The sequence below is a fragment of the Streptomyces sp. NPDC093094 genome (assembly GCF_044754345.1).
In the GTDB taxonomy this organism is placed as follows: Bacteria; Actinomycetota; Actinomycetes; order Streptomycetales; family Streptomycetaceae; genus Streptomyces.
The window spans coordinates 196,430-220,372 of sequence record NZ_JBIVOX010000005.1 but is presented as its reverse complement, the minus strand read 5'-3'; the positions used below and the strand labels follow the sequence as shown (position 1 = coordinate 220,372).

General features: G+C 73.9%; 23 protein-coding genes. 9 read left to right on the top strand and 14 right to left on the bottom strand.

Annotated elements, in window-relative coordinates; genetic code table 11:
* The first annotated feature begins 191 nt into the window (after positions 1-191).
* Positions 192-587 (top strand): luciferase family protein, encoded by a 396-nt coding sequence (locus ACIQGV_RS12110; RefSeq protein WP_402493532.1) that lies wholly within the window; start codon positions 192-194, stop codon positions 585-587.
* Between the two features lie 6 nt (positions 588-593).
* Here ACIQGV_RS12110 and ACIQGV_RS12105 read toward each other — a convergent pair whose 3' ends face one another.
* Positions 594-1,565, bottom strand: coding sequence for a Dyp-type peroxidase (locus ACIQGV_RS12105; RefSeq protein WP_402493531.1), 972 nt, complete (start codon positions 1,563-1,565; stop codon positions 594-596).
* A 184-nt stretch (positions 1,566-1,749) separates the two neighbouring features.
* Entirely contained in the window at positions 1,750-2,802 is a 1,053-nt protein-coding gene (locus tag ACIQGV_RS12100; protein WP_402494111.1) for an aldo/keto reductase, read from the bottom strand.
* A gap of 145 nt (positions 2,803-2,947) precedes the next feature.
* On the opposite strand from ACIQGV_RS12100, the gene ACIQGV_RS12095 reads away from it, so the two are divergent.
* Positions 2,948-3,442 (top strand): hypothetical protein, encoded by a 495-nt coding sequence (locus ACIQGV_RS12095; protein ID WP_402493529.1) that lies wholly within the window; start codon positions 2,948-2,950, stop codon positions 3,440-3,442.
* A gap of 252 nt (positions 3,443-3,694) precedes the next feature.
* The gene (locus tag ACIQGV_RS12090; RefSeq protein ID WP_402493527.1) at positions 3,695-4,822 is read left to right on the top strand and encodes a M24 family metallopeptidase; all 1,128 of its coding nucleotides are present in this window, start codon (positions 3,695-3,697) and stop codon (positions 4,820-4,822) included.
* 92 nt (positions 4,823-4,914) lie between these two features.
* Here the strand turns inward: ACIQGV_RS12090 and ACIQGV_RS12085 are convergent, their stop codons facing one another.
* Both ACIQGV_RS12085 and ACIQGV_RS12080 read right to left on the bottom strand, forming a co-directional pair.
* Positions 4,915-5,598 carry a hypothetical protein gene (locus ACIQGV_RS12085; protein ID WP_402493526.1) on the bottom strand — a complete coding sequence of 228 codons (684 nt, stop codon included), beginning with the start codon at positions 5,596-5,598 and terminating at the stop codon, positions 4,915-4,917.
* 215 nt (positions 5,599-5,813) lie between these two features.
* The gene (locus ACIQGV_RS12080; RefSeq protein ID WP_402493524.1) at positions 5,814-6,779 is read right to left on the bottom strand and encodes a nucleoside hydrolase; all 966 of its coding nucleotides are present in this window, start codon (positions 6,777-6,779) and stop codon (positions 5,814-5,816) included.
* Between the two features lie 240 nt (positions 6,780-7,019).
* Between ACIQGV_RS12080 and ACIQGV_RS12075 the strand changes: the two genes are divergently transcribed.
* A complete protein-coding gene (locus ACIQGV_RS12075; RefSeq protein ID WP_402493523.1) occupies positions 7,020-7,835 on the top strand; it encodes a hypothetical protein in 816 nt (271 codons plus the stop codon).
* 3 nt (positions 7,836-7,838) lie between these two features.
* Here the strand turns inward: ACIQGV_RS12075 and ACIQGV_RS12070 are convergent, their stop codons facing one another.
* A complete protein-coding gene (locus tag ACIQGV_RS12070) occupies positions 7,839-8,567 on the bottom strand; it encodes a GAF and ANTAR domain-containing protein (RefSeq protein WP_402493521.1) in 729 nt (242 codons plus the stop codon).
* Positions 8,568-8,707: 140 nt separating this feature from the next.
* On the bottom strand, positions 8,708-10,051 hold the full coding sequence (locus tag ACIQGV_RS12065) for a helix-turn-helix domain-containing protein (RefSeq protein WP_402493519.1): 1,344 nt from the start codon (positions 10,049-10,051) through the stop codon (positions 8,708-8,710).
* Between the two features lie 151 nt (positions 10,052-10,202).
* Here ACIQGV_RS12065 and ACIQGV_RS12060 point away from each other — a divergent pair, with 151 nt between their 5' ends.
* Complete coding sequence (locus ACIQGV_RS12060) at positions 10,203-11,522, top strand: M64 family metallopeptidase (protein ID WP_402493517.1); 1,320 nt, start codon at positions 10,203-10,205, stop codon at positions 11,520-11,522.
* A 240-nt stretch (positions 11,523-11,762) separates the two neighbouring features.
* Here the strand turns inward: ACIQGV_RS12060 and ACIQGV_RS12055 are convergent, their stop codons facing one another.
* The 5 genes from ACIQGV_RS12055 to ACIQGV_RS12035 all read right to left on the bottom strand — a co-directional run bounded on the left by ACIQGV_RS12055 (position 11,763) and on the right by ACIQGV_RS12035 (position 15,382).
* Positions 11,763-12,008 (bottom strand): DUF397 domain-containing protein, encoded by a 246-nt coding sequence (locus ACIQGV_RS12055; RefSeq protein ID WP_402493516.1) that lies wholly within the window; start codon positions 12,006-12,008, stop codon positions 11,763-11,765.
* A 12-nt stretch (positions 12,009-12,020) separates the two neighbouring features.
* The gene (locus ACIQGV_RS12050) at positions 12,021-12,215 is read right to left on the bottom strand and encodes a DUF397 domain-containing protein (protein WP_402493514.1); all 195 of its coding nucleotides are present in this window, start codon (positions 12,213-12,215) and stop codon (positions 12,021-12,023) included.
* Positions 12,175-13,023 (bottom strand): Scr1 family TA system antitoxin-like transcriptional regulator, encoded by an 849-nt coding sequence (locus tag ACIQGV_RS12045; protein WP_402493512.1) that lies wholly within the window; start codon positions 13,021-13,023, stop codon positions 12,175-12,177. The genes ACIQGV_RS12050 and ACIQGV_RS12045 overlap by 41 nt, the downstream gene beginning before the upstream one ends.
* 42 nt (positions 13,024-13,065) lie before the next feature.
* Positions 13,066-14,133: a hypothetical protein gene (locus tag ACIQGV_RS12040; RefSeq protein WP_402493510.1), complete on the bottom strand. Its 1,068-nt coding sequence runs from the start codon at positions 14,131-14,133 to the stop codon at positions 13,066-13,068.
* 76 nt (positions 14,134-14,209) lie between these two features.
* The gene (locus ACIQGV_RS12035; RefSeq protein ID WP_402493509.1) at positions 14,210-15,382 is read right to left on the bottom strand and encodes a PP2C family protein-serine/threonine phosphatase; all 1,173 of its coding nucleotides are present in this window, start codon (positions 15,380-15,382) and stop codon (positions 14,210-14,212) included.
* A 119-nt stretch (positions 15,383-15,501) separates the two neighbouring features.
* Here ACIQGV_RS12035 and ACIQGV_RS12030 point away from each other — a divergent pair, with 119 nt between their 5' ends.
* Entirely contained in the window at positions 15,502-15,951 is a 450-nt protein-coding gene (locus ACIQGV_RS12030; protein ID WP_402493507.1) for a hypothetical protein, read from the top strand.
* Positions 15,952-16,058: 107 nt separating this feature from the next.
* On the opposite strand, the gene ACIQGV_RS12025 is transcribed toward ACIQGV_RS12030, so the two are convergent.
* On the bottom strand, positions 16,059-16,586 hold the full coding sequence (locus ACIQGV_RS12025; protein ID WP_402493505.1) for an SH3 domain-containing protein: 528 nt from the start codon (positions 16,584-16,586) through the stop codon (positions 16,059-16,061).
* Between the two features lie 243 nt (positions 16,587-16,829).
* Here ACIQGV_RS12025 and ACIQGV_RS12020 point away from each other — a divergent pair, with 243 nt between their 5' ends.
* Complete coding sequence (locus tag ACIQGV_RS12020; RefSeq protein ID WP_402493504.1) at positions 16,830-17,729, top strand: hypothetical protein; 900 nt, start codon at positions 16,830-16,832, stop codon at positions 17,727-17,729.
* On the opposite strand, the gene ACIQGV_RS12015 is transcribed toward ACIQGV_RS12020, so the two are convergent.
* Positions 17,629-18,969: a PLP-dependent aminotransferase family protein gene (locus tag ACIQGV_RS12015; protein ID WP_402493502.1), complete on the bottom strand. Its 1,341-nt coding sequence runs from the start codon at positions 18,967-18,969 to the stop codon at positions 17,629-17,631. The genes ACIQGV_RS12020 and ACIQGV_RS12015 overlap by 101 nt on opposite strands.
* Positions 18,970-19,061: 92 nt before the next feature.
* On the opposite strand from ACIQGV_RS12015, the gene ACIQGV_RS12010 reads away from it, so the two are divergent.
* Together ACIQGV_RS12010 and ACIQGV_RS12005 are read left to right on the top strand one after the other, a co-directional pair.
* Positions 19,062-19,868: an alpha/beta fold hydrolase gene (locus ACIQGV_RS12010; protein WP_402493500.1), complete on the top strand. Its 807-nt coding sequence runs from the start codon at positions 19,062-19,064 to the stop codon at positions 19,866-19,868.
* Positions 19,869-19,875: 7 nt separating this feature from the next.
* Complete coding sequence (locus tag ACIQGV_RS12005) at positions 19,876-21,813, top strand: FUSC family protein (RefSeq protein ID WP_402493498.1); 1,938 nt, start codon at positions 19,876-19,878, stop codon at positions 21,811-21,813.
* Between the two features lie 26 nt (positions 21,814-21,839).
* Here ACIQGV_RS12005 and ACIQGV_RS12000 read toward each other — a convergent pair whose 3' ends face one another.
* Complete coding sequence (locus ACIQGV_RS12000; RefSeq protein ID WP_402493496.1) at positions 21,840-23,921, bottom strand: PhoX family protein; 2,082 nt, start codon at positions 23,919-23,921, stop codon at positions 21,840-21,842.
* Positions 23,922-23,943: the final 22 nt, after the last annotated feature.

The following is a 23,943-nucleotide window of genomic DNA, read 5'->3' as shown; positions in this document are numbered from 1 at the left end:
CGGAGAGACGAAGGAGGGCACCGGCAGGTTGTAAAGAGATGGCAAAGTCACCGGGAGAGCTGAGCACGGAGTGAGGAGTGCTGAGCACGGAGTGCCGAGTGGCCGGTGAGGGGGACGAAATGAACCTCACGGCAGGGTTACGGAGCACTCAACCTCTGGTGTCCGCGGGGTGATACGGCGACCATGGGCGCATGACTCCGGCCCAGCGCGCCCGGGAACGCCTCACCGTCTGGCCCGACCTCATGCCGGGTCCCGCCGGCTGCGGTACGGGCCAGGCGCTTCGCTCCCAGCACGGCGAGATCGTCCACTTCCACTCCGGCCACGACGTCGACCTCCATCTGACCGATCCCGCCCTGCGGCGCTGGTCCGTGAACCTTCAGGCATCCACCGCGATACGGCTGGTGCCCGGCTCCCGCTGGGTGACCGTCCACCTCGACTGCGACACCGACATCGACCTGCTGCTGAGCCTGGTCAGCATCGCCCTCAAGGCCCAGGAGACGGACGGGGCGTGCCAGGACGTGTGCGGCTGCAATCTGCACCGGGTGACCGTGCTGCCCCGTCAGGGCTCCTACGAGGGCTCGTACTGACGCGGCTCAGGGTTCCAGCCGCTCCAGGAAGTCCGCCGACGGCACGTAGAACTGGGTGCCGGTGACCGCACGGGAGAAGTCCAGCAGCGGATCGGGGCCGGTCTCCTCCGTCCCCAGGTACATCCGCCGCAGCATGGTCCCGGTGAGGTCGGGGTCGCGCGCGTACGCGATGAAGTACGTGCCGAACTCGCCGTGCCCCGGCCTGCCGAACGGCATCGCGCCGCGCAGGATGCGCCGCTCGGTGCCGTCGGCGCCGGTGACGGTGTTGACGTCGACGTGGGAGCCGGGGGCGTGGATCTCCAGGTTGGTCAGCTTGGTGCGGCCGATCGTGCGCTCCTGCTCCTCGACGGAGAGCTTCTCCCACGCGTCCACCTCGTGCAGGTACTTCTGCACGACGGCGTAACTGCCCCCGCGGAAGCGGGGATCCTCGTCCCCGACGAGCGCGGCGTCCGCGGCGGCCCCGCCCACGGGGTTCTCCGTGCCGTCCACGAAGCCGAGCAGGTTGCGCGAGTCGAAGTACGCGAACGTCTGCACCTCGTCCTCGACGACGGCCGTGTCGCCGAGCCGCCCCACGATCTCGGCGGTCAGCGCGAAGCACAGGTCGGGCCGCTCGGCCCGCACATGGAACAGCAGGTCTCCCGGTGTGGCCACGGCCCGGTGCCGGGGTCCGGCCAGCTCACGGAAGGGCCGCAGCAGCGCCGGCCGCGGTCCCCCGCAGAGCCGGTCCCAGACCGCGGCGCCGATCCCCGCCACGCACGACAGACGCCCCTCGGGCCGGCCGAACCCGATCGCCCGGGCGAGCCCCTCCAGCTCGCCCAGCAGCGACCGGGCCTGGGCCTCGCCTCCCGGCAGGATGCTCACGACGAGGAACACGGCGGCCGCGGAGGGCGCCTCCAGCAGGGGCTGGGGCGACGGCACAGCCGGCGGTGCCGCCCCGGACTCCTGGTGTCCCCGGGCCGGCGGCAAGGGCAAGGACATAAGCTCCCCTCTCAGTCCGGGCACGCCCGTCGCAGGGCGGGACCCGCCCCCGCCCGGCAGGTGCCGGGCCGGTCTCGCGCAGGGGTCACGATGCCCTGCGTGCGGTCGGCGGACACCTGCCCGCGCCCCTCGCTCCGGAGCACGCCCGCGGGCGCGGGTGCGTCTCAGCGCCCGCGGTGCGCCGTCACTCCCCGGCGGCCCGGTCCCCCTCCGGCCTGCGCCGCAGCGCGGACCGCGTCAGGGAGGCCGGCAGCCAGACGCCGTCGGCCCGGTACAGGTCGGTCCCCGGGGGCACGATCTCGTCGATGCGGTCCAGCACGTCGTCGGACAGTGTGAGGGACGCCCCCTTGAGCAGCCCCTCGAACTGCTCCAGTGTGCGCGGGCCGAGGATGACCGAGGTCACGGCCGGGTGCACCAGCGGGAACGCCACCGCCAACTCCGGCAGCGTAGTGCCCAGTTCTTCGGCGACCTCGATCAGCTGCTCGACGGTCTCCAACTTCCTGACGTTCTCCGGCAGCTCCGGGTCGAAGCGCCCGGGCGTGAGCGCGGCACGCCCCGAGGACATGTCGATCGCGCCGCCCCGGCGGTACTTCCCCGTGAGGTAGCCGGAGGCGAGCGGCGCCCAGGTCAGCACGCCCATGCCGTACCGCGAGCAGGTCGGCAGCACCGACCGCTCCACGCCCCGCGCCAGCAGCGAGTAGGGAGGCTGTTCGGTGCGGAACCGCGGCAGCGCGCGCCGCTCGGCGACGTGATGGGACTCGGCGATCTCCTCGGCCGGGAACGCGGAGCAGCCGAACGTCCGTATCTTGCCCTGCCGTTGCAGGTCCGCGAGGACGCCCAGCGTCTCCTCCACGTCGGTGGCGGGGTCCGGCCGGTGCACCTGGTAGAGGTCGATCCAGTCGGTGCCGAGCCGGGTCAGGCTCTCCTCGACGGCCCGGGTGATCCACCGGCGCGAGTTGCCGCCGCGGTTGCGGCCCTCGCCCATCGGGAAGTGCACCTTGGTGGCGAGGACGACGTCGTCGCGGCGGCCCTTGAGCGCCTTGCCGACGATCGTCTCGGACTCCCCGGCCGAGTACATGTCGGCCGTGTCCACGAAATTGACGCCCGCGTCGAGCGCGGCGTGCACGATCCGTACGCAGTCGTCGTGATCCCTGTTGCCTACGGACCCGAACATCATCGTGCCCAGGCAGTAGCTGCTGACCTCGATCCCCGTGCGCCCCAGCGGGCGATAGCGCAAGCTCATGGGCGCACGCTATGTGCTGGAGTGCACTTCAGGTCCAGAGGAAAACTTCCCCGCGGGGTGCCCGTCCGGGCGTCCCCGGCATGCGGTGAGCGGCGCGCGGAACTTCACTGGAAGGGACTCGTGCACTCTTGGAGGCGACATGTCGGGTTCCCTCACCCGCCGGGCGGCGGGTGCCGTGCTGGCCCTGCTCCTCGGGGCGGCCCTGGCCGGCTGCTCGGACGACGACAGCCCGTCGACGAGCGTGAGCAAGGCCGCCTCGGCCGTGGAGTCGGCCGCGGAGTCCGCCGCGTCGAGGGCGACGGAGGCGTGGGCGTCGGCGACCGCGGAGGCCGGCGACAAGCTCGACGAGATCAAGGGCGGGGCCGACGCGACGAAGGACGTCTCGGTGGGCACGCCGAAGACCGACTCCGACGGCCGCGCCACGGTCGAGCTGACCGTGGACAACTCCGCGGACGACACCAGGTCCTACGCGGTGCAGGTGAACTTCACCGACCAGAACGGCAACATCCTCGACGCGACCGTCGTCACCGTCTCCGACGTGCCCTCCGACAGGACGAAGGACGCCACCGCCCGCAGCAACCGCGACCTGACGGGAGACCTGAAGGCCGAGGTCGCCCGGGCCGTGCGCTACTAGGGCCCTTCTGATGGATCTCCGTGGGAGAAGGAGCGGCGTTCGGTGCGTGCGATCGGTGTGCGGCGCGGAGGGTCATGTGGCGGAGCCACCTGTCCCTCCGCGCCGTGCGGCTGGGGGCACCTCCCGCGCCCTTGAGGCAGTGGGGGAGTGCGTGCCGGGCGTCGCGACGCCGCGGAGATCCATCAGAAGGGCCCTGGGACCGACCGGCCGGGCACGGACGACGAGGACGGAGGACGAGGGACAGTGGAGACCATGAGCAGCGAGGCACCCGAGCCGTTCACCGAGCAGGACTACGCCGACCGCATGCAGCGGGCCGCCCTGGACGCGTCCGCGGCCGGACTGGCCGGGCTGCTGATCGCCCCCGGACCCGACATGGTGTGGCTGTGCGGCTACCAGCCGACCGCGATCACCGAACGCCTCACCCTGCTCGTCCTGGCCCCCGACGCCCAGCCCCGGCTGCTGGTGCCCGCGCTGGAACGCCCCGACGCGGAAGGCGCCCCGGGCGCTCCGGTGCTGCGTCTGACGGACTGGCGCGACGGCCAGGACCCGTACGCGGCGGCGGCCGGGCTGCTGCGCCCGAACGCCCGCTACGGCGTCTCCGACGCGGCGTGGGCGCTGCATCTGCTGGGCCTCCAGGAGGCGCTGCCGATGACGTCCTACCGTGCGCTGACCACCGCGCTGCCGATGCTGCGGGCGGTGAAGGACGAGCACGAGCTGGCCCGGCTGGCCGCGGCGGGGTCGGCGGCGGACGCGACGTACGAGGAGATCCGGTCGGTGCGGTTCGCCGGGCGCAGGGAGACGGACGTGGCCGCGGACCTGGCCCGGCTGCTGCTGGAGCACGGTCATGAGCAGGTCGACTTCACGGTCGTCGGGTCGGGTCCCAACGGGGCCAACCCGCATCACGAGGCGGGCGACCGGGTGATCCAGGACGGCGACATGGTGGTCCTGGACTTCGGCGGGCTCAAGGACGGCTACGGCTCCGACACCACGCGCACGGTCCACGTCGGCGAGCCCACGCGGGAGGAGCGGCGGGTCCACGACATCGTCCGGGAGGCCCAGCAGGCGGCGTTCGAGGCGGTCCGCCCGGGCGTGGCCTGCCAGGTGATCGACCGGGTCGCCCGCGCGGTCATCGAGAAGGCCGGCTACGGCGACCACTTCATCCACCGCACCGGCCACGGCATCGGGGTCACCACGCACGAGCCCCCGTACATGGTCGAGGGCGAGGAGCAGGAACTGGTCCCCGGCATGTGCTTCTCCATCGAGCCCGGCATCTATCTGCCCGGCCGCTTCGGCGTGCGCATCGAGGACATCGTGACCTGCACCCAGGACGCGGGCCGCCGTCTGAACGACACGGACCGGGAGATGGCCCTGGTGACCTGAGCGCCCCCGCCCCCGCCCCCGCCCCCGCCCGTTCCCGGTGACGGGCGGCAGGCGGCAGGCGGCAGGCGGCAGGGCTCGTCCCCCGCGGTGACTCAGCGCCTGCGGGGCCGGGCCCGGGACAGGGCCGCGCTGACCGCCGCCTCGCCCTTGCCGAGGACGGCTTCCTCCAGGCTCTGGTCGTCCCGGCGGGAGAAGCGTTCGCCGCGGGCGACGTCCTGCTCGGTGAGGACGCGGCCGCACCACTCGCCCCGGCCGGCGACATGGTCGTCGAAGGGGACGGCCGCGCCCTCGCCGAGGACGGCCCACTCGCCGTCGTCGCTGCGCAGGGCGAGGAGATAGGTGTGGCCGGTCTCCAGGCGGGGGGCGTCCCCGGTGGTCATCTCGCTGCGGTCGCCTGTCGCCCGGTACTCCCGCCAGCCGGGGGCCGTGACGGTGAAGTCACGGCCCATCGCACGGGCGGGGCGGTCCGCGCTCCACAGGACGCTGTCGGTGCGGAAGGCGACCAGGCGGTCCGACTCGGAGCGCACCGCGCCCCGGTCGTACTCCTGCCGTCCGGTCTCCTTCTCGCCGACCGGGCTCGCGACGACGACGTGGTCGGCGTACGACACCCAGTCCGAGGCGGTCTGCGAGGGCCACGGTTCGCTGCCGCCCCCGCAGCCGACCACCGTCTCCAGTCCCGGCCGGCCCACCAGGACCGCCGCCACCACCCCCGCGAAGGCCAGTCCCGCCACGACCGGCCGTCCCACTCCGTGCCTGGTGAAAGGTGTTGCGCGCACGACTGCCCGGTCCCCCGTGTCACTGAAGGCCCCCGAGGCCGCGCCTCGTTCGGGCCGACGAACCGGGAGGACCCCCACGACCACCCCCGGTGGCAACGGTGTTGCCGGGAGTGAAGACGGTCAAACGGGCTTTTGGGTGGCATTCCCCGGCAACGGGATGCGGAGCGGCCCGCCCCGTGCGCCGCTCAGCACCTCGGCCGTCGACACGTACGGACTCAGCGTGCCTCGATTGTCGACAGGTACAGCGCGACGTAGCGGTCCACGTCGACGTCCAGGGCGACGTCGACGAGGGCCTGCTCGCGGCCGCCGCCGTGGATCTCGGCCTCACCGGGGCGGGGACGGCGGTCGACGACGGTCTGGCCGCGGGTGGGACCCGGGACGAGGGAGACCTCGACGGGCAGGAGACGGGTGGTGAGGCCGTCCGGGTCGGCGACCGCGCAGACCGCGCCCGCGTCGCCGATGCCGCCCGCCGGGTCGTCGCCGTCCTCGTCGGGCGTGGCGGGCCGGTGGGACAGCAGCTCGCCCGCCAGCCGCGCGCCCGGCTCGTCGCTCGCCCGCAGCCGCCGTACGTCGGGGCCGGGCACGAGGACGCGCTGGAACACGTCGAGCCCGTACATGGTGATCGGCACCCCCGCGGTGAGCAGCATCGCGGCCGCCTCCGGGTCGTGCCAGACGTTGAACTCGGCGACCGGCGTGGCGTTTCCGCAGGCCACCGCACCGCCCATGAACACGATCCGCTCGATGTTGCGGGTGACCTCCGGGTGGGTGCGCAGCAGCAGGGCGATGTTCGTCAGCGGCGCGGTGGGGATCAGCGTGACCGGGCGCGGGGAGGCGAGGATCTCGCGCCGCAGCAGCGTCACCGCGTCCGTGTCCGCCGGGGTGCGCGACGGGGCGGGCAGCCCGAGGTCGCCCATGCCGTCCTCCCCGTGCACGTGCCGCGCCGAGCGGGGCACCTCGATCAGCGGCCGCGCGGCCCCCCGGGCGACCGGGATGTCGGGCGCTCCGGCCTGCTCCAGCACGGTCAGGGTGTTGCGGACGACCCCGTCGACGCCGGTGTTCCCCGCGACGCAGGTGACCGCCCGCAGATCGAGTCCGGGATGGCGTACGGCGAACAGCAGCGCGAGGGCGTCGTCGACACCGGTGTCGCAGTCGATGATCACCGGAATGGGCTGACCGGCCACGGCGGGGCTCCTTCCACCGGGCCCGCGACCGCCGGCGGCGGACCACGGACCACTGCGGGCACCTGTGGCAGCGACCCTACGCGGCCCGCCCGCCCCCGGCGCGCGAGCGCGCGGACGCCCGCCACGGGTTCCCGCGGCGGGCGGCTCACCCGGACGGCCCGCCGCGCTGGTGGCGGGCCCGGCCCGATGGTGCCGTTGATCCACATGTGCAGGCCGCGACTCCTCCCGGAGGCAACCCCGATGACCCGCCCCGCGTCCCTTGGCACCTCCCGCGCGCCGCGCGCCGTCCTCGCCTCCGTGCTGTGCACGGGCACGCTGCTGGTGACGGCCGCCTGTTCGGCCCTGGAGCTCGGCACGGGCGACCCGCGCCAGGACGCCACCACCGCTTCGTCCTCCCCGGCGCGGACACGTCCGGCGAAGCCGAGCGCGCCCGCCTCGGCCGCGGCCGCACCCGCCCTCACCGACGCACAGGCGCAGGCCGCCCTGATCAGCGAGGCCGACCTGGGCGAGCCGTGGGTGCCGACGCAGGGCGCGGCCACCTGGCGGGACGCGTTCCTGAAGGTACGGGGGGCGCAGCCCGACTGCGGGCGGCTGATGGAGGCGCTGTACGCGGACGAGCTGCTCGGCGCCCCGGCCCGCGCGGCGGTGGGCCTGGACGACCTGTGGGACGAGGCACAGCTGCGCCACCAGGTCACCGCGCAGTCCCCTGCGGAGGTGGACCGGGCGCTGGCCCGGCTGGCCACGCTGCCGCAGAAGTGCGGCCGGTTCCGGGTGACGGCCGAGCGCGGGGGCGCCCTGGACGTGACGGTCGACGAGGTGGCGCTGCCGCCGGCGGGGGACGCCCGTCAGGGGCTGCTGGTCACGGTGACCGCGGGCGGCGCCGACGACCCGGTGACGCTCACCCTGGTGGCGGCCGCCGTCCGGGTCGGCGAGGACGCGTTCACCGTGACGGGCGGCGGCCTGGGCGACGTACCGCCCGAGGCCGTGGACGCGGCGGTGCAGCTGGGCGCGCTCCGGCTGGCGGAGGTCCGCAGACAGGGCCGCGTCCAGGTGTGAGCGTCACGGCGCCGGGTCCGGCTCGAACCGGATCCGGCGGGCCACGACGTCCCGGGCCGCCTCGGGCAGGGTGCGGCCGTGGGCGAAGCAGTGGGCGCGCAGCCGGGCCAGCGCCTCGTCGGCCGCGATCCGCAGCCGCACCATGATCATGCCGACGGCCTGGTGGACGGCGTCGTGCCCGGCGGCGAGTTCACCGAGCCAGGGCATCTCCTCGCCGGTGTCGTCCTCGCCGAGCCGCAGGGCCGTCAGCGCCACGGTCACCACCCCGGCCATGACCTGCGCGGTCCGCAGATCGCGGGCGCCGAGCCGGGCGGGGGTGTCCCGGCACAGGTCGAGCGTGCCGACGCAGCAGGGGCCGCTGCCCAGCGGCAGCGCGTACAGGGCCCGCACGCCCGCGGCGGCGGCGAGCGGGGCGAACACGGGCCAGCGGCCGGTGTCCCGCCCCCGGGTCAGGTCCGCGGCGAGGACGGGCGTGCCGGTCCTCGCCGCGAGCAGCGAGGGTCCTTCCCCGAGAGTGGCCTGGAGCTCCATCACCTGCTCGGCGCGCGCACAGGTCACGGCCATCGGCACAGGCATCCCGTCGCCGCACAGCAGCACGTCCGCGCAGTCGACCGGCAGCAGGTCCACCGCCACCCGGCAGAGCCGGCCCGCCACCTCGCCGGGTTCGGCCGACGGTCTCCCGGCCGGCACCTGCATCGTTCCGTTCGGGTTCCGCTCGTCCTCGTGCGCCACTGGAGGACCCTCCTCGCGGTCGCGGGCGCTGGTGTTCCTGGGGCTCTCGGGGAGGCGCGGCGGATCACGGCCGTACCGCGGCCGGCGTCACCCGTTCGAGGACGCCGTCCGACTACCCAGGGGCCCGGGACCGAAACGGTTCACAGGGGCGGCTGCGCGGGGGCGGGTCCCAGCGTCGTCGTGCCGGGAGCCGTACGGTGCCCGAGCCCGGTCCGGTACGCGTCCAGGGCGGCCTCCACCCGGCCTCCGCGGCGCAGCAGGTCGCCGAGCAGCCGGCACAGGTCGGCGAGGTCCCCGGCCGCTCCGGCCCGCTCCAGCAGGCTCAGCGCGCGCACGTAGTGCTCCTCGGCGGCCTCGGTGTCGCGGGTGTCCTCGGAGATGATCCCGAGCAGCCGGTGCGCGGCCGCCGCGTGCACGGCGCCCCGCTCGGAGGACAGGTCCCCGAGCACGCCGTGCAGCAGCTCGGCGGCCTCGTCGGACCGGCCGCGCCGGTGCAGGACGTCGGCCAGCTCGACGGCGACCTGGCTGCTGTACAGGGCGGAACGCTGGGCGGAGAGCATGTCCTGGGCGACCCGCAGTTCGCTCTCGGCCCGCTCCAGGTCACCGTTCTGGGCGTAGACGTAGCCGCGCATCCAGTGGCAGTTCGCCAGCTCGGTGCGGATCTTCAGCTGCCGGTACATCTCGGCGGCCTTGGCCAGGGAGGCGTCGGCCTCGGCGACGCGCCCCTCGGCGAGGAGGGTCCGGGCGACGGACCGGTGCATGCGCGCGACCAGCGCGGGATCTCCGGCCTGCGGGGCCAGGGCGAGGGCGAACTCGGCGGCCTGGGCGGCGCGGGCGTGCGCGCCCATGTCCATGTAGGGCGCGATCACCCCGGTGTAGAGCAGCAGCAGCGCGTCGGGGTCGTGCAGCCCGCCCCGGTTCAGCTCGTCGAGCGTGGACTCCAGCAGGTAGACGGCGTAGCGCAGTTCACCGGCGAGGTAGTGGGCGACGGCCCGGCCCCTGAGCGCGGGCACGCGGGCGGTCAGCGGCGCGTCGGCGAGCACCCGCTCGGCCCGCTCGAAGTGCTCCCGGCCGGCCACTATGTCCCCGGTGTCGAGGCCGCACTCGCCGAGCCCGAGCAGCGCGGTGGCCTGCTCCTCCACCAGCCCGTGGCGCTCGGCCTCCTCCAGCAGGCCCGCGTAGAGCAGGGCCGCCTCCTCCGCCTCGCCGGTCGCGAGGGTGCGCTGCGCCTCGGTGAGCCTCAGCCGCAGATCGGTGGCCAGCCGGGCGGGCCGGCCGGTGGCGAGCTCCTCGAACCCGACGCCCAGGCGCTCGGCCAGATGCCGCAGCGCCTCGTCGGAGGGGCGTACGCGTCCGGCCTCCAGCGTGGAGATGTAGGCGGGTGTGTAGGCCGGTTCGGCCACCTGCCGCTGGGTCAGGCCGCGTTCGCGGCGCAGCTGCTGGACTCGGCGACCGATGGTCTCGGGATCGTCCCGCTCAGGCATGCGCTTAATCATGCCAGTAAGTCCAGTTACCCCCGGCACCCTTGACGATCACGGCACCCAACTCCTCTTTCTCCCTTGCCTGTTGTCGATCAACCCCCTAATTTAAGCAGCCACTTAAGCACATTTAACCAATCGCTATCGAGAGGTTGCCGTGCCCCGAAGCACCCGAGGGACCCGACGTACGAGGACACGCCTGCTGGCCGCGCTGGGCGCGGGCGTCACCGCGGCGGCCGTGCTGCTGACCGCCGGCGGCGCGACACAGGCCCAGGCGCAGGGCACCGGCCGGGGGGCCGGGGTCCACGAGGTGGAGTACTTCGCGGGCCCGCACGCCCGGCCCCGCCACATCGAGGTGGACACCCGGGCCGGCCACGCCTCCGCCGCCACGGACCCGCAGGTGCGGCCGGCCCGGCGGACGGGCCCGACGGCGTCCCGCCTGGACCTCGTCGTCATGGGCGACGGCTACACGGCCGACCGGCAGGCCGACTTCGCGGCGGACGCCCGCGAGAAGCTGGAGGAGATCTTCTCGATCGAGCCGTACCGCAGCTACCGGCCGCTGTTCAACGTCTGGCTGGTGGAGGCGGTCTCCCCGGTCAGCGGTGTCACGGGCGACCCCACGCCGGACGTGATCCGGGAGACGGCCCTCGGCTCCTCCTTCTTCTGCGAGGACATCGAGCGGCTGCTCTGCGTGGACACCGACGCGGTGACGGCGTACGCGAACCGGGCCCCGGCGGCGGACATCGTCTTCGTGATCGCCGACTCCGCCAAGTACGGCGGGGCGGGCTACTCCTTCGAGACTCCCCCCGAGGGCGCGTCCTACCGGGGCATCGCCACGATGTCCTCCGACAACGAGCGGTCCTGGCTCATCGGCGCGCACGAGCTGGGCCACTCGATAGGCAACTTGGCCGACGAGTACCAGTACGCGGGCTACGGCGCCTATCCCGACCCCGAGACCGGCAGTGTCAATCTCTCCGTCCGTCCCGGCCTCGGCACCACCAAGTGGCACCGCTGGCTGGGCGAGCCGGACCCGACGGGCTCCCCGGTCGGCACGTACGAGGGCGGCGGCTACTACGAGACGGGCATCTACCGCCCCACCGAGACCTCGATCATGCGTACGCTCACCTCGACGGAGTTCAACCTCGTCGGCCGCGAGGCGATGATCGCCGGCTTCTACACCTACGCCGACGCGCTGACGTCCCGCGTCCCCACGAAGGCGCCGGTCTCCCGGAACGCCCGTCTCACCGTCGACGTCGCCCCTCTCACGGGTCTCGCCGCACCGCGTCTGACCTGGTACGCCGACGGCCGGCGCGTCGACCGCGCCACGGACGACCGCTCGGTCACCCCGCGCGAGCTGGGCGTCCGGGGCAAGGGCCCGCACACGGTCGAGGCGGTGTTCACGGACGGCTCCGCGTCCCTGCGCGACCCGGGCGCCCGCGCGGCGGCGGGCAACTCCCTCACGTGGTGGATGCGCTGACGACGGCGTTCCCGGAGCCCGACCGGACGTTCCCTCTTCCGGCCGGGCTCCGGTACCCCCTAGGTTAGAAGCGAGTTAAGGGTGCTTAACCCGTCGCTGTATTGCGAGGTTGCCGTGCTCGACCGCCCCACCCCCCGCTACGGCCAGACCCGCCTGCCCCGCGCGTTCGTCGCCGCGGTCATAGCGGCGGCCGCCCTGATCACCGCGTCGAACGCCGTCCCGGCGAGAGCGGTGGAACCGTCACCGGGTGACGGAGTCCAGAAAGTCGCCCCACGCGACACGGGACAGGGTGAGAGTGCCGCGAACGGGGTCCTTGGAATCGCGGACGGCAACGACTGAGGTCAGATCGGCGACCTCGACACACTCACCGCCGGTGTTGCCGCTGTACGAGGCTTTACGCCAGCGCGCGGTTCCGAGCGGGGCGCGTTCCACGCAATCACCTCCGTCGGGACCGCTGTAGGACGACTTACGCCACACCGTGTCCATGACGCTCCTCTGTCACTTGGCGAGGGAGCCGAGAAAATCACCCCACGCCCCGTGGGACAGGGTGAGGGTGCCGTGTGCGGGGTTCTTGGAGTCACGGACGGCGACGACTGAGGTCAGATCGGCGACCTCGACACACTCACCGCCACTGCTGCCGCTGTACGACGACTTACGCCACTGTGCGTGCCTCAGATCCTGACTGCTTCCCATAGCGGTCCTCCATCACGCGGGTGATCAGCGCCGCTGACTCCCTCGGCGAGAGCGCCTCGGCCTGGAGGCGAGCGTAACCGACCGAACGCCCCCTAATCACGGTCGGATTGGCGGTCATGTGCCCCGCGTCGTAGTTCTCGCTGTAGTGGAGATCGGGGTGGTCGTCGAAGCGCATGAGGGTGAAGGAGCCCATCATCCCGGTGTGCTCCCCGGTGGAGAACGGCAGCACCTGCAGTTCGAGCCACGGCCTGCCGAATAGATCGATCAGGTGGGCGAGTTGCTCGCGCATCACCTGCGGGCCGCCGATCTGCCGATGCAGGACGGCCTCGTCCAGGACGGCCCAGAGGACGGGCGGCTGCTCCCGTTGCAGTATGCGCTGGCGTTCCAGCCGAGCAGCGACCATCTGGTCGAGCCGCTCGGAATGATCCACGCTCAGCACCGCCCGTGCGTACGACTCCGTCTGGAGAAGTCCGTACACCAGCTGGCACTGATAGGTGGAGATGTAATCCGCGCGGGCCTCCATCTCGGCGAACGGCTGGAACCAGCTGGGCAGCTGGCTTCTCAGGACCAGGCCGACCAGCCGGGAGAAGAAGCCGTCCGTCAGCAGGGCCGCGTCCACGCGTTCCGCGAACTCTCTCTGCGGGACCTTCAGGGCCGTCTCGATCTGGCCGACCAGCGAGCCCGTGCAGAAGACGATCCGGCCCAGTTCCTTCTGGGTCAGCCCCGCCTCCTCCCGCTTTCTGCGGAGCTCGTAGCCGAAGTAGTCCAAGGGCGATGCGTTCGGGTCGAGTTCCCGCACATGAACCATGTAACCCAGAGTAGTGAAGCGACTCCGTACCGCGTGCGGTAATCACAGAACTGCGAGCCGCCCCCGCACGTCCTCCAGCGCGCCCTGCCGCCGCCCGGGCACCCGCGAGCGCAGCTCCACCAGCACGGGACCCAGTTCGCGGGCGCGGGCCGGGTCGTCGATGCGGCCCCACTGGTGGTGAGCCCGGTCCGCCGCGGCCTCCACCGCGGGCGCGTCCGGAGCCTGCCCCGCGGCGAGCCGGGCCGCGGCCACGGACAGCCAGGTCCGGCAGCTGCGCACCGGGTCGCCCGCGAGCATCGCCAGGTCGGCCCGGACCTCGGTCCAGTGCAGCGCCTCGGCGGACCCGGGCCCGTGGGCCCGTACGGCGGCCGTCTCCCACCGCGCGGCCAGCGCGTCCGCGTCGGCGTGCCGCCCGGACTCCACGGCGGCGGCGAGCGCGACGTGCGGGTCGCTGTCGGCGGGCGTGCCGGTCGCGGGCGTGCTGAGCACGAGCCCGGGCCGCGCCGCCCCGCCCTCCTCGGCGGCCGCCCGCCCGAGCGCCTCCAGGTGCAGCCGCTCCAGCGGCGGCCGGTGTCCGCTGCGCAGCACCGTGGCGACGGCCTTCATGTACGAAGGGCGGCCCAGCGCCCGCCGGGGCGGCGGCGGGACCACCCGGCCGTACACGGCCGTGCCGGTGCCGCAGTCGAGGGGATGCGTGCTCAGGTGCTCCCAGGTGTCGGCGTCGCTGTGCAGATCGAGCAGCAGCGTGGTGGTGCCCGGCGAGCGCAGCCGCAGTTCCTCGCGGAACCAGTGCCAGGGCAGCGCGGTGTAGCGCACGGTCACCGGGGTGGTGCGGGCCAGTGCCAGATGGGGCAGGCGCTGGCGGCGGTCGAGCTGGAGCTGGCCGGTGACGTAGACGGTGAGCGGTCCGGGAGCGGCGGCGGCCGCGCGCAGCCGGGTCAGCACGGCCTGCGGGTCGAGCGGGTCGGCGAGTTCGACGACGTTCGCGGTGTCCGTGCCGGACAGCACGGCGGGCGCGACGGCCGCGAGCACGGGCAGCACCCCGGCCGCGTCCACCAGCCGTCCCCGGCCGGCCGGCGAGGCCGCGAGCAGCAGCACGGTTCCGGGCATGGTCGCCTCCCTGTGGATCACTAAAAGCGTCCTCACCGTAACGGGTCGCGACCGCGCGCCGTCCCGGCCGGTGCGGTCAGGTCCGTCTCCGGACGGCGAACACGGTGGTGTCGTCGGCCAGTCTGCCGCCGCAGTGCCGCAGGGTGCCGTCGCGGACGAAGGCGACCAGGCGGCGCGGCTCGGCGGTGCGCGGATCGGCGGCGACCGCGCGGGTCACCTCGTCGGTGAGGGGATAGAAGGTGTCGTGCGTGTCACGGGCCTCGGTGACGCCGTCGGTGGTCATCAGGACGGTCTCGCCGGGTCGGAGGGCGACACGGTGCACGGGCGGGGGCCCGGTACCGGGGGTGAGTTCGGCGAGACCGAGCGGCAGGGTCTCGCCGGGCCGGAGGGCACGGACCCCTTGGGCTCCGACGATCAGCGGGGGTTCGTGGCCGAAGACGACCACCTCGACGGTGCCGGGGGCGTCGTCGGGGAAGCCCAGCAGGACGGCGGTGGCGAAGCGGTCTCCCTCGCGGCTGCCGAGGGCCTGGTGACGGACCCGGTGGCGGACCATCCGGGCCTCCAGCCGGTCGGCGACCGTGCCCAGGTCCGCCTCGTGGTAGCCCGCCTCGCGGAAGGTGCCGAGCAGCGCGGCGGCCGTGTCCACGGCCGCGAGACCCTTGCCCTGGACGTCGCCGAGCAGGACGCGTGTGCCGTGCGGGCCGGGCTGGATGTCGTAGAAGTCGCCGCCGACGCGGGCCTCGGTGTCGGCGGTGAGGTACACGGAGGCGTGTTCCAGGCCGCCGAAGCCCGGTGGCAGCGGGCGCAGGACGGTGCGGCGGGTGGACTCGGCGATGTCGCGCATCCGCAGGATGCGGTGCTCGTTGCGGATCCGGACCACGCAGGCCAGGACGGCGAGGGTGCCGCCGAGAGCGGCGAGGATGAAGTCGGCGAGCCCCGCGTTGTACTGGTGCGGCAGCAGGGCGTCGGCGACGAGGTAGACGGCCGGCGCGAGCACCGCGAAGGCGGCCGTGCCCTTCACCCCGCAGATCGCGGCGGCGATGCCCGGCACCAGCACGACCCAGGAGATGATCCGGAAGTCGGGGCCGGTGTAGTAGTCGGCGACGACGATGCCGGCGAGCAGGACCAGCGGCGGCACCCAGGCGACGCTGTGGCCGCGCAGCCGCAGCAGCTGCTGCCGGTGCAGGGCGTCCCGGCGCCCGGCCCGGGGGTACCGGTCGAGCAGCCGATGCCCGCCGCCACTGCTCACGGGCCCAGCGAAGCACGGGCCCGCACGCACCGCATCCGGTCCGCCGCGGGCCGACTTGCCGTCCCACCCGCCGGGGTGTGCCCTGGAAGGCGGGGGCGAGGAGAGAGAGGAGTCCTCTCATGGCTCATGCGGCACCCGCACCCGGCAGGGCCCGGCGGTCGTCCGGCTCGTCGGGTCTTCCCGATGTCTTCAGCGCGCGCACCCACCGGATCGCCCACTGGGCGATCCCCGTCACGCTCGGCCTGGTCTACGGCTACTGGGTGGCGGCGAACAACCGCGCGGGCGGCCCGATCACCGGCTACAACCTGCTGCTCGGCTTCGTCAGCGCCTTCGCGTTCATGGCGCTGTGGATCGGCGTGCGCGCACTGGCCGAGCGCATGCCGCGCGAGATGCACGCCGCCCTGTGGGCCGTGTTCTCGGGCTGCGCCTTCGGCTTCCTGTACAGCCAGGCGAACAACACGGTGCTCAGGTCGACGGGAATGGCGCTGGCGGTCGCGGTGACCACGTTCCTGTTCCTGTTCTACCGCTTCTACACGCACGAGGACGGGGAGGGCCATCGCATCTCCTGAGGTCTCCGCAGGTCTCCCGCGGGAGACCTCCTGAGGCGGGCGTGGACCCCGGTGAGATCACCGGGGTCCACATTTCCCTCATCCCTCCACTCACCGGCCGGCGGGAGCTAGTCCCAGCCGTCCGACGAGGCTCCGGTGACGGTCCAGCTCCAGGAGCCGGACACGCTCCACGACCCGGACCCGGAGACACTCCAGGAGTCGCTCGTGAACGGGTCGTTCCAGTTGGTCCAGTCGCCGTTCTTCCACTCGGGACAGGGGTCGGCGCAGGTCGGCACATGGTGCCGGTCGGTCTGGACGAAGGCGGCGCTGGCCCATGCCTCGGCGCCGACGAGCCAGTACCAGTACGGGTTCCCGTTGACGCTCTGTCCGATGACCTTGCACTGGACGCGGTCCTGGCTGCCCGGGGAGAGCGAGCCGACGGACGGCGCGTGGGTGGTGGGTTCCTGCCTCAGGTTGAGGTCGGTGCGGGAGACGACGGTGCCCCAGATCGGACTGCCGGATCCGTGTCCGCCGCCGTCCGGACCGCCGGACGCCGGTAGGGCCGCCGCTGCCGATGCGGCTCCCGCCGTGACGGCGAGGGTGGTGCCCGCGAGCAGGGCTGCGGTCAGGGTCCGCAGGGCCAAAGTGGTGCGCATGATCGGCCTCCTTTCCCCAGCTCCAGGAAACACCCGTTCGGGTGAACCCTCCACCGGAGGCGGGAATCCCCAGATGGGAGGCCCTCCAGGGGCAGTTCCGGCCGATGCCGGCGCTGTCGCGCCCGTACGGGCGGCACCCGGGCACCCGTACGGGCGGCGGCCCGGACCCGCACGGGCGACACCCCGGCACCCGTACGGACGTCCCCGATGGCGCCCGCACCCCGCGGCGCCTTGCCTGGAAGGGTGTCCTTCCGCCTGCGGACCGCCCTGTCGGCCGCCCTCGTCGCGCTGTCCTGTCTGCTGGTGCCCTTCGGGGCGTTGGCGGCCTGGGCGGCGTACGGCCTTGCGGACACCGGGCGTTACGTGCACGCGATGGCTCCGCTGGCCGGCGACCCGGCCGTCCGGGACGCGGTCGCCGACACCGTGGGGGACACGCTGTCCCGTGAGCTGGACCCCGGGATCCCCCGCACCCAACTGCGCGCGTCGGTCAGGTCGTTCACCGGGACAGCCGCCTTCCGCGCGGGCTGGGACCAGGCCAACCGGTCCGCGCACGACGCCGTGCTGCACGCGCTGCGCGGCGAGGGCACCGGGCCCGTCACCGTCGATCTGGCTCCGGTGACGGCCCGGGTGAAACACCGTCTGGCCGCCGACCACGTGCCGCTGGCGCGGTTCGTCCCGGTCGCGCACCGGGAGGTCGCGGTGCTGCCCGCCGGTGAACTGGCGGGGATGCGGAAGGGGTTCCGGATGCTGGAGATCGCAGCGTTCTGGCTGCCGGCGGCCGCCGCCGTCCTCGCCGTCGCCGGGATCGCGGTCGCCGCCCGCCGCCGCCGCGCGGTCACCGCGACGGCCCTCGGCACGGCCCTCGGCGGCGCGCTCCTCGGCCTGGCGGTGGCCGTGGGACGGCACCTCACCGTCACCGGCCTGCCCGCCGACGTGTCCTCCGCGGCGGCCGGAGCGGTCTACGACGCCCTGACGTCGACCTTGCGCACGGTGTCCTGGCTGCTGCTGGTGCTCGGTCTGACGGTCGCCGCGTTCACCCGGTTCACCCGGTCCGCGGACCGGCCCCGCCTGCCGCGACTGCGGCGAGGATCCGCAGCGCCCGGGCCAGATCGTCCTCAGGAGCCGACGCGAGCCCGAGCCTGACCGCGTCCGGCGTGCGCGCGGGGTCGACGGCGAAGGCGGGGCCGGGCGTGACGGAGATGCCGTGCGCGGCGGCCTCGGCGGCGAAGGTGTCCGCGCGCCAGGGGGCGGGCAGCTCCCACCAGGCGTGGTAGGCGTGCGGGTCGGACCGTACGGCGAACCCCGCCAGATGCTCCGCGACGAGCCGCTGCCGCCGGGCCGCGTCCTCCCGCTTCGCCGCGACCAGACGCCCGACGGTCCCGTCCCCGATCCACCGCACGGCCGCCTCCAGCGCGAACCGGCCCGCGCCCCAGCCGCCCGAGCGCAGCGCGGCGCCCACCGCCTCCGTCCGGCCGGGCGGCACGACGAGGAAACCGGCGGTCAGCCCGGGCGCGACCCGTTTGGACAGGCCGTCGACGACATGCGCCAGATGCGGGACGTGCGCGGCGAGCGGGACGTCACCGGGCCGCAGGAAGGACCAGATGCGGTCCTCGACGACCGGCACGTCCAGGGCCGCGGCCACGGCGGCGAGTTCACGTCGGCGCCGGTCGGGCATCGTCCGGGCGGTCGGGTTGTGCAGGGTCGGCTGGAGATAGAGCGCGGAGAGCGGGGCACGCCGGTGGGCGGCGGCGACGCCGTCGGGGAGCGGTCCCTGCGCGTCGCACGGCAGCGGGACCAGGACACTGCCGAGCCGCGCGGCGATCTCCTTGACCAGCGGATACGTCAGCTCCTCGACCCCCACGCGGCCGCCGGGCCGGACCAGGGAGGCGAGCACGGCGGCGATCGCCTGACGGGCGTTGCCCGCGAACAGCATCTGCCCGGGGGCGGGCCGCCAGCCGGGCACCGCGAGCAGCGCGGCGGCCGCCTCACGGGCGGGCGCGGTGCCGGCCGCGGCGGCGGGCCGCAGCGCCTCGGCGAGCACGTCGGGCCGGCGCAGCTCCTCCAGGGCCGGGGCGAGCAGCTCCGACTGGCCTTCCGCGAAGGGGTAGTTGAGCTCCAGGTTCACCGGGGAGGAGGTGTCCGCCTCGGTGAGCGCGCGGCCTCCGGCGGCGGGTGCCGCGGCCCGCACGAAGGTGCCCCGGCCGACCTCGCCCACCACCAGTCCGCGGCGCACGAGTTCGCCGTAGACGCGTCCCGCGGTGGAGGCCGCGATCCCGTGGCGGCGGGCGAACTGCCGCTGCGGCGGCAGCCGTCGGCCGGGCGCGAGCCGCCCGGAGAGGATGTCCGCCGCGATGCGGTCGGCTGTGCGCCGGTAGTCGTCCACAGATTGCTCCGTCCTTCCCGACTCCCTGTTCATTGCACCGAGGGCAAAGATCTTATTGCGCCGAGCAGTTGGCCCGCCCTAGGGTCGCAGTCATGGCACTCTTCCTCTCGTACGAGGACAAAGGCACCTATACCTCCCGGGTCCCGCTCGTCCTCGTCCACGGCCATCCCTTCGACCGCACCATGTGGGCCCCGCAGATCGAGACGTTCTCGCGCGGTCGCCGGGTGATCGCCCCCGACCTGCGCGGATACGGCTCCTCGCCCGTGGTCCCCGGCATCACCCCGCTGCCGCTGTTCGCCCGGGACATCGAGGAGCTCCTGGACGGACTGAAGGTGGACACCTTCGTGCTCGGCGGGCTGTCGATGGGCGGCCAGATCGCCATGGCCTGCGTCGACCTCCTCGGCGACCGGGTGCGCGGCCTCCTCCTCGCCGACACCTCCGCCGCCCCGGAGACCGAGGAGGGCAGGAGGGGACGCGCCGCCATGGCCGACCGGCTGCTGCGCGAGGGCTTGGACGGCTACGCCGACGAGGTGCTGGAGAAGATGGTCGCCCCGTACGCCGACCCCGGCGTGAAGGCCCATGTCCACCGCATGATGACCGCCACGGACCCGCAGGGCGCCGCGGCGGCCCTGCTCGGCCGGGCCGAACGCCCCGACTACCGGCCCCTGCTCACCCGGGTCGCGGTCCCCGCGCTGGTCGTGGTCGGCGCGGACGACGAGTACACCCCCGTCGCCGACGCCGAGGCCCTGCACAGCGCCCTGCCCGACTCCGTCCTGCGCGTCGTCGAGGGCGCCGCCCATCTGCCGAACCTGGAACGGCCGGCGGAGTTCGACCGGGCCCTCGCGGGGCTGCTGGAGCGGGTGGACGGCCAGGAGTCCGGCAGCACGGGCCGACCATAATGGGCGCATGCCTCGCGAGTTCCCCGTCGGCCTGACCCCTCCCGACTGGCTGGTGCGGAACCTGAAGTCCCAGCCCGCCGCGCCCGTGAACCGGGCCGCCGTCGCCCGGGCCGCGATCGCGATGACGCTGCCGCTGGCCGTGGGCCTCGCGGCGGGCCGGCCGGACTACGGGGCGCTCGTCTCGATGGGCGCGCTGTCCGGGGTCATCAGCGACACCGCCGACGCCTACCGCATGCGGATCCTGAACATCGCCGTCCCGCAGGCGTTCGGCGCCGTCGGCATCACCCTCGGCGCCCTCGTGTACGGCCACGACTGGACCGCCGTCGCCGTGGTCACCGCCCTCGCGCTCGTCTCCGGGATGATCTCCACGATCGGCGCGGTCGCCTCGGTGTCGGGGCTCCTGCTGCTGCTGAACGCCGTGGTCGGGGCGGGCCTGCCGATGCCCGGCCCGTGGTGGCTGGCACCGCTGCTGGTGACCGGCGGCGGACTGCTCGTGCTGGTGCTCGCCCTGCTGGCCTGGCCGCTGCGCTCCGGGGTGCCCGAGCGGGCCGCCGTCGCCGACACCTACCGCACGGTCGCCGAGCTGCTCGCCGCCTGCGCCACCGACCGCTACGACGACGCCCGGCACGAGGTCACCCAGTCGCTGAACCAGTCGTACGACCTGGTCCTCGCCCGGCGTACCCGCCACCACGGCCGCAGCCCGGACCTGACCCGGCTGCTGGCCCAGCTGAACTCCCTCACCGCCGTGGTGGAGGCCGCCCCTGCCGCCCATCTGCGCGGCAGGCCGCTGCCCGCCGAGGTGCCGGAGGCGGTACGGCACCTCGCCGAGGCCGTGCGCACCGGTTACACCGGGCCCGTCGCCCTCGGCCTGCCCCTCCCGGCGGACGAGACCAGCCGGGCCGTCGACCACGCCCTGCGGCACGCCGCCGCCGTCGTCACCGCCCCGGACCTGGACCCGTACGGCCTGGAGGACCGGCTGGGCCGCCCGGCCGCGCTGCGCATCCGCGCGGGCCGCGCCGCCCGCGGGGTGATGCTGTCCGCCGCCTCCTGGCGCTACGGCCTGCGGCTGGCCCTGTGCATCGGGATCGCCCAGGTGCTGGTGTCGACCGTCCCGGTGGCCCGCTCCTACTGGGTCGCGCTGACCATCACCTTCGTCCTCAAGCCCGACTTCGGCTCGGTGTTCTCGCGCGCCCTGCTGCGGGCGCTCGGCACCGTCGGCGGTCTGGTCGTCGCGGCGGCCGTGCTCTCCCAGGTGCCCCGCGGCTGGTGGGACGTGCCGGTGATGCTGGTGCTCGCCCCGCTGATCCCGGCCCTCACCCCGCGCGGCTACGGCTACCAGACCGCGGCCATCACCCCGGTGATCCTGCTGCTGTCGGACATCCTCAACCACCAGGGCACCGGGCTGCTGCTGCCCCGGCTGGTGGACTCCCTGATCGGCTGCGCGATCGCGCTGGTGGTCGGCTATCTGCTGTGGCCGGAGAGCTGGCACACCCGCGTCGGCGACCGGCTCGCGGACGCCGTCGCGGACACCGCCCGCTATGTGGAGTCCGCGTTCGGGGAAACCGTGGAGCCCGCCGAGCGCGCCCGGATGCGCCGCCGTCTGTACCGCGACCTGTCGGTGATCCGTACGGAGTTCCAGCGGGCGCTGACCGAGCCGCCGCCCACCGGACGCCGGGCCGCGGCGTGGTGGCCGCTGGTCGTCGCCGTGGAACGCATCGTGGACGCGACGACGGCGGCGCGGGTCCGCGTCCGGCACGGAGCCGCGCCGCCGTCCCGGGCGGAGATCTCCCAGGCCGCCCTCCAGTTGCGCGAGCTGTCCGAGGGCGTGCGCGAGGCGGAGGTCCTGATCGCCGTCCGCACCGACCTCACGGGCCCTGCGGGCAGCGTCCTGGAACCCCTGCGCCAGGAGGTGGCGGCGGCGCGGGCGATCGCGTCACCGCGGTAGGTCCGCCCCCTCCCGGCAGGCGCGGGTCAGAGACCGATGTCCTCGCCGTCCCGGCGGAACACGGCGACGACGGCAGGACGGTTGATCTTCCCCGGCCCGTCGGGCCACGCCGACAGCGGCTTCTCGGCGGTCGCCCCGTCGATCTCCCCCGGGTGCTGCACGGCGACCAGCACCCGCCGGCTCTGCACCAGCGGCCCGCAGGTCTCCGCCCCGGACGGGACCGTGAGGAACTGCTTCAGCTCGCCCCGGCGCGCACCGCGCGTGGCGACGCCGAAGAGACCGTCGTGCGAGCCGAGCTGGTTGCCGTCGGTGGAGATCCACAGGTTGCCGTGCGGGTCGAAGGCCACGTTGTCCGGGCAGGAGATCGGGCTGACCTGGTCCTTCGGGAAGCCCGCGAAATAGGTGGCCGGGTCGTTCGGGTCACCGGCGACCAGGAACAGCTTCCAGACGAACTTCTTGCTGTCGGCGCTGTTCCAGCGCTCGGTCAGCTCCAGGATCTGGCCGTGCTTGTTGCCGATGCGCGGGTTGGCCTCGTCCACGGGGGCGCTGCCGGCGGTGCCGCGGCGGGTGTTGTTGGTGAGCGCGACGTACACCCGGCCGGTGTGCGGGTTGGGCTCGATGTCCTCGGGGCGGTCCATCTTCGTGGCGCCGGCCTTGTCACCCGCGAGGCGCGTGAAGACGAACACCTCCTCGGCGGTCATGCCGTCGACGTGCGAGACGGCGCCGTGCGCGCCGGTGGTCGCCAGCGGGATCCACTCGCCGGAGCCGTCGAACTCGCCGTCGGCCGGCAGCCTGCCGGTGCCGTCGATCTCCACGGCCGGGGAGTCGCCGGTCAGCTTCGCGACGTACAGGGTGCCCTCGTCGAGCAGCGAGAGGTTGTGCTCGCGGGCGGCGCGGGACCTGCCCTTCCTCATCCGCTTGGTGCCGACGAACTTGTAGAAGTAGTCGAACCGCTCGTCGTCGCCGGTGTAGACGACGGGACGGCCGTCGTCGGTGAGCCGGACGGTCGCGCCCTCGTGCTTGAAGCGGCCGAGCGCGGTGTGCTTGCGGGGCGTGGAGGCCGGGTCGTACGGGTCGAGCTCGACGACGTAGCCGAAGCGATGGACCTCGTTGGGCTCCTGGGCGACGTCGAAGCGCTTGTCGAAACGCTCCCACTTGCGCTCGCTGGGGCCGGCGACCAGGCCGTAGCGCTTGTCGTTCGGGCGGGTGCCGTTGGCGAAGTACTGGTTGAAGTTCTCCTCGCCGTGCAGGGTCGTGCCCCACGGCGTCGTACCGCCCGAGCAGTTGTTGAGGGTGCCGAGCACCTTGGTGCCGGTCGGGTCGGCGGAGGTCTTCAGCAGGTCCGAGCCGGCCGCCGGGCCGGTCAGCCGGAACGCGGTGGTGGCGGTGACCCGGCGGTTCAGCGGGTGGCGCGGCACGGGGACGAGCCTGCCGTTGCGGCGGTTGCCCTCCACCACGACGGCGGACAGACCGTGCGCGGCCCAGGCGGTCTCCACCTGCTCGCGGGTCGGGTTCGCGGCGTCGTAGCCGGCGAACATGAGGATCTCGTCGGTGTACTCGTGATTGGCGACGAGCACCTGGCGGCCGGGCTCACCGGGCAGCGGCAGCAGGGAGAGAAAGTCACAGTTGTACCCGAACTGTCCGGCCTGGGCGGCGGCGGACTGCTTCTTCGGGTCGAAGGCGGGCGCACCCCGCAGAATCGGTTCACCCCAGCGGATGACGATGTTCTGGTCGTAACCCTCGGGGACCGTGACCCGATCGGCGGTGTTGGGCGCGACGGGCTCGAAGCGCAGACCGCGCGCGGCACGGGCGGCCGGACCGCGGGCCGCTCCCGCCGACCCGGCACCCTCGGCGGCCCGGGCCTGCGGGGCGGCGACGGCGGAGACGGCCGTTCCGGCGGCGGCGGCCGCGGTGACGACGGCGGCGGCGCGCATCACCGTGCGGCGGCTCAGCGCGGCCGCGACGACGTCCCCGACGTATGCGTTGGCGCTGGTGTTGGGCACCTCGTGGAAACAGGCGTCACCGCAGCGGAAACGGCAGGTCAGGGCGGACCGGCCCCCCGGGTGCGACGCGTCGGACGTACTGATGAGCGGCAACGGAATGCGCACTTCGTTCTCCCCTGACTTCCCT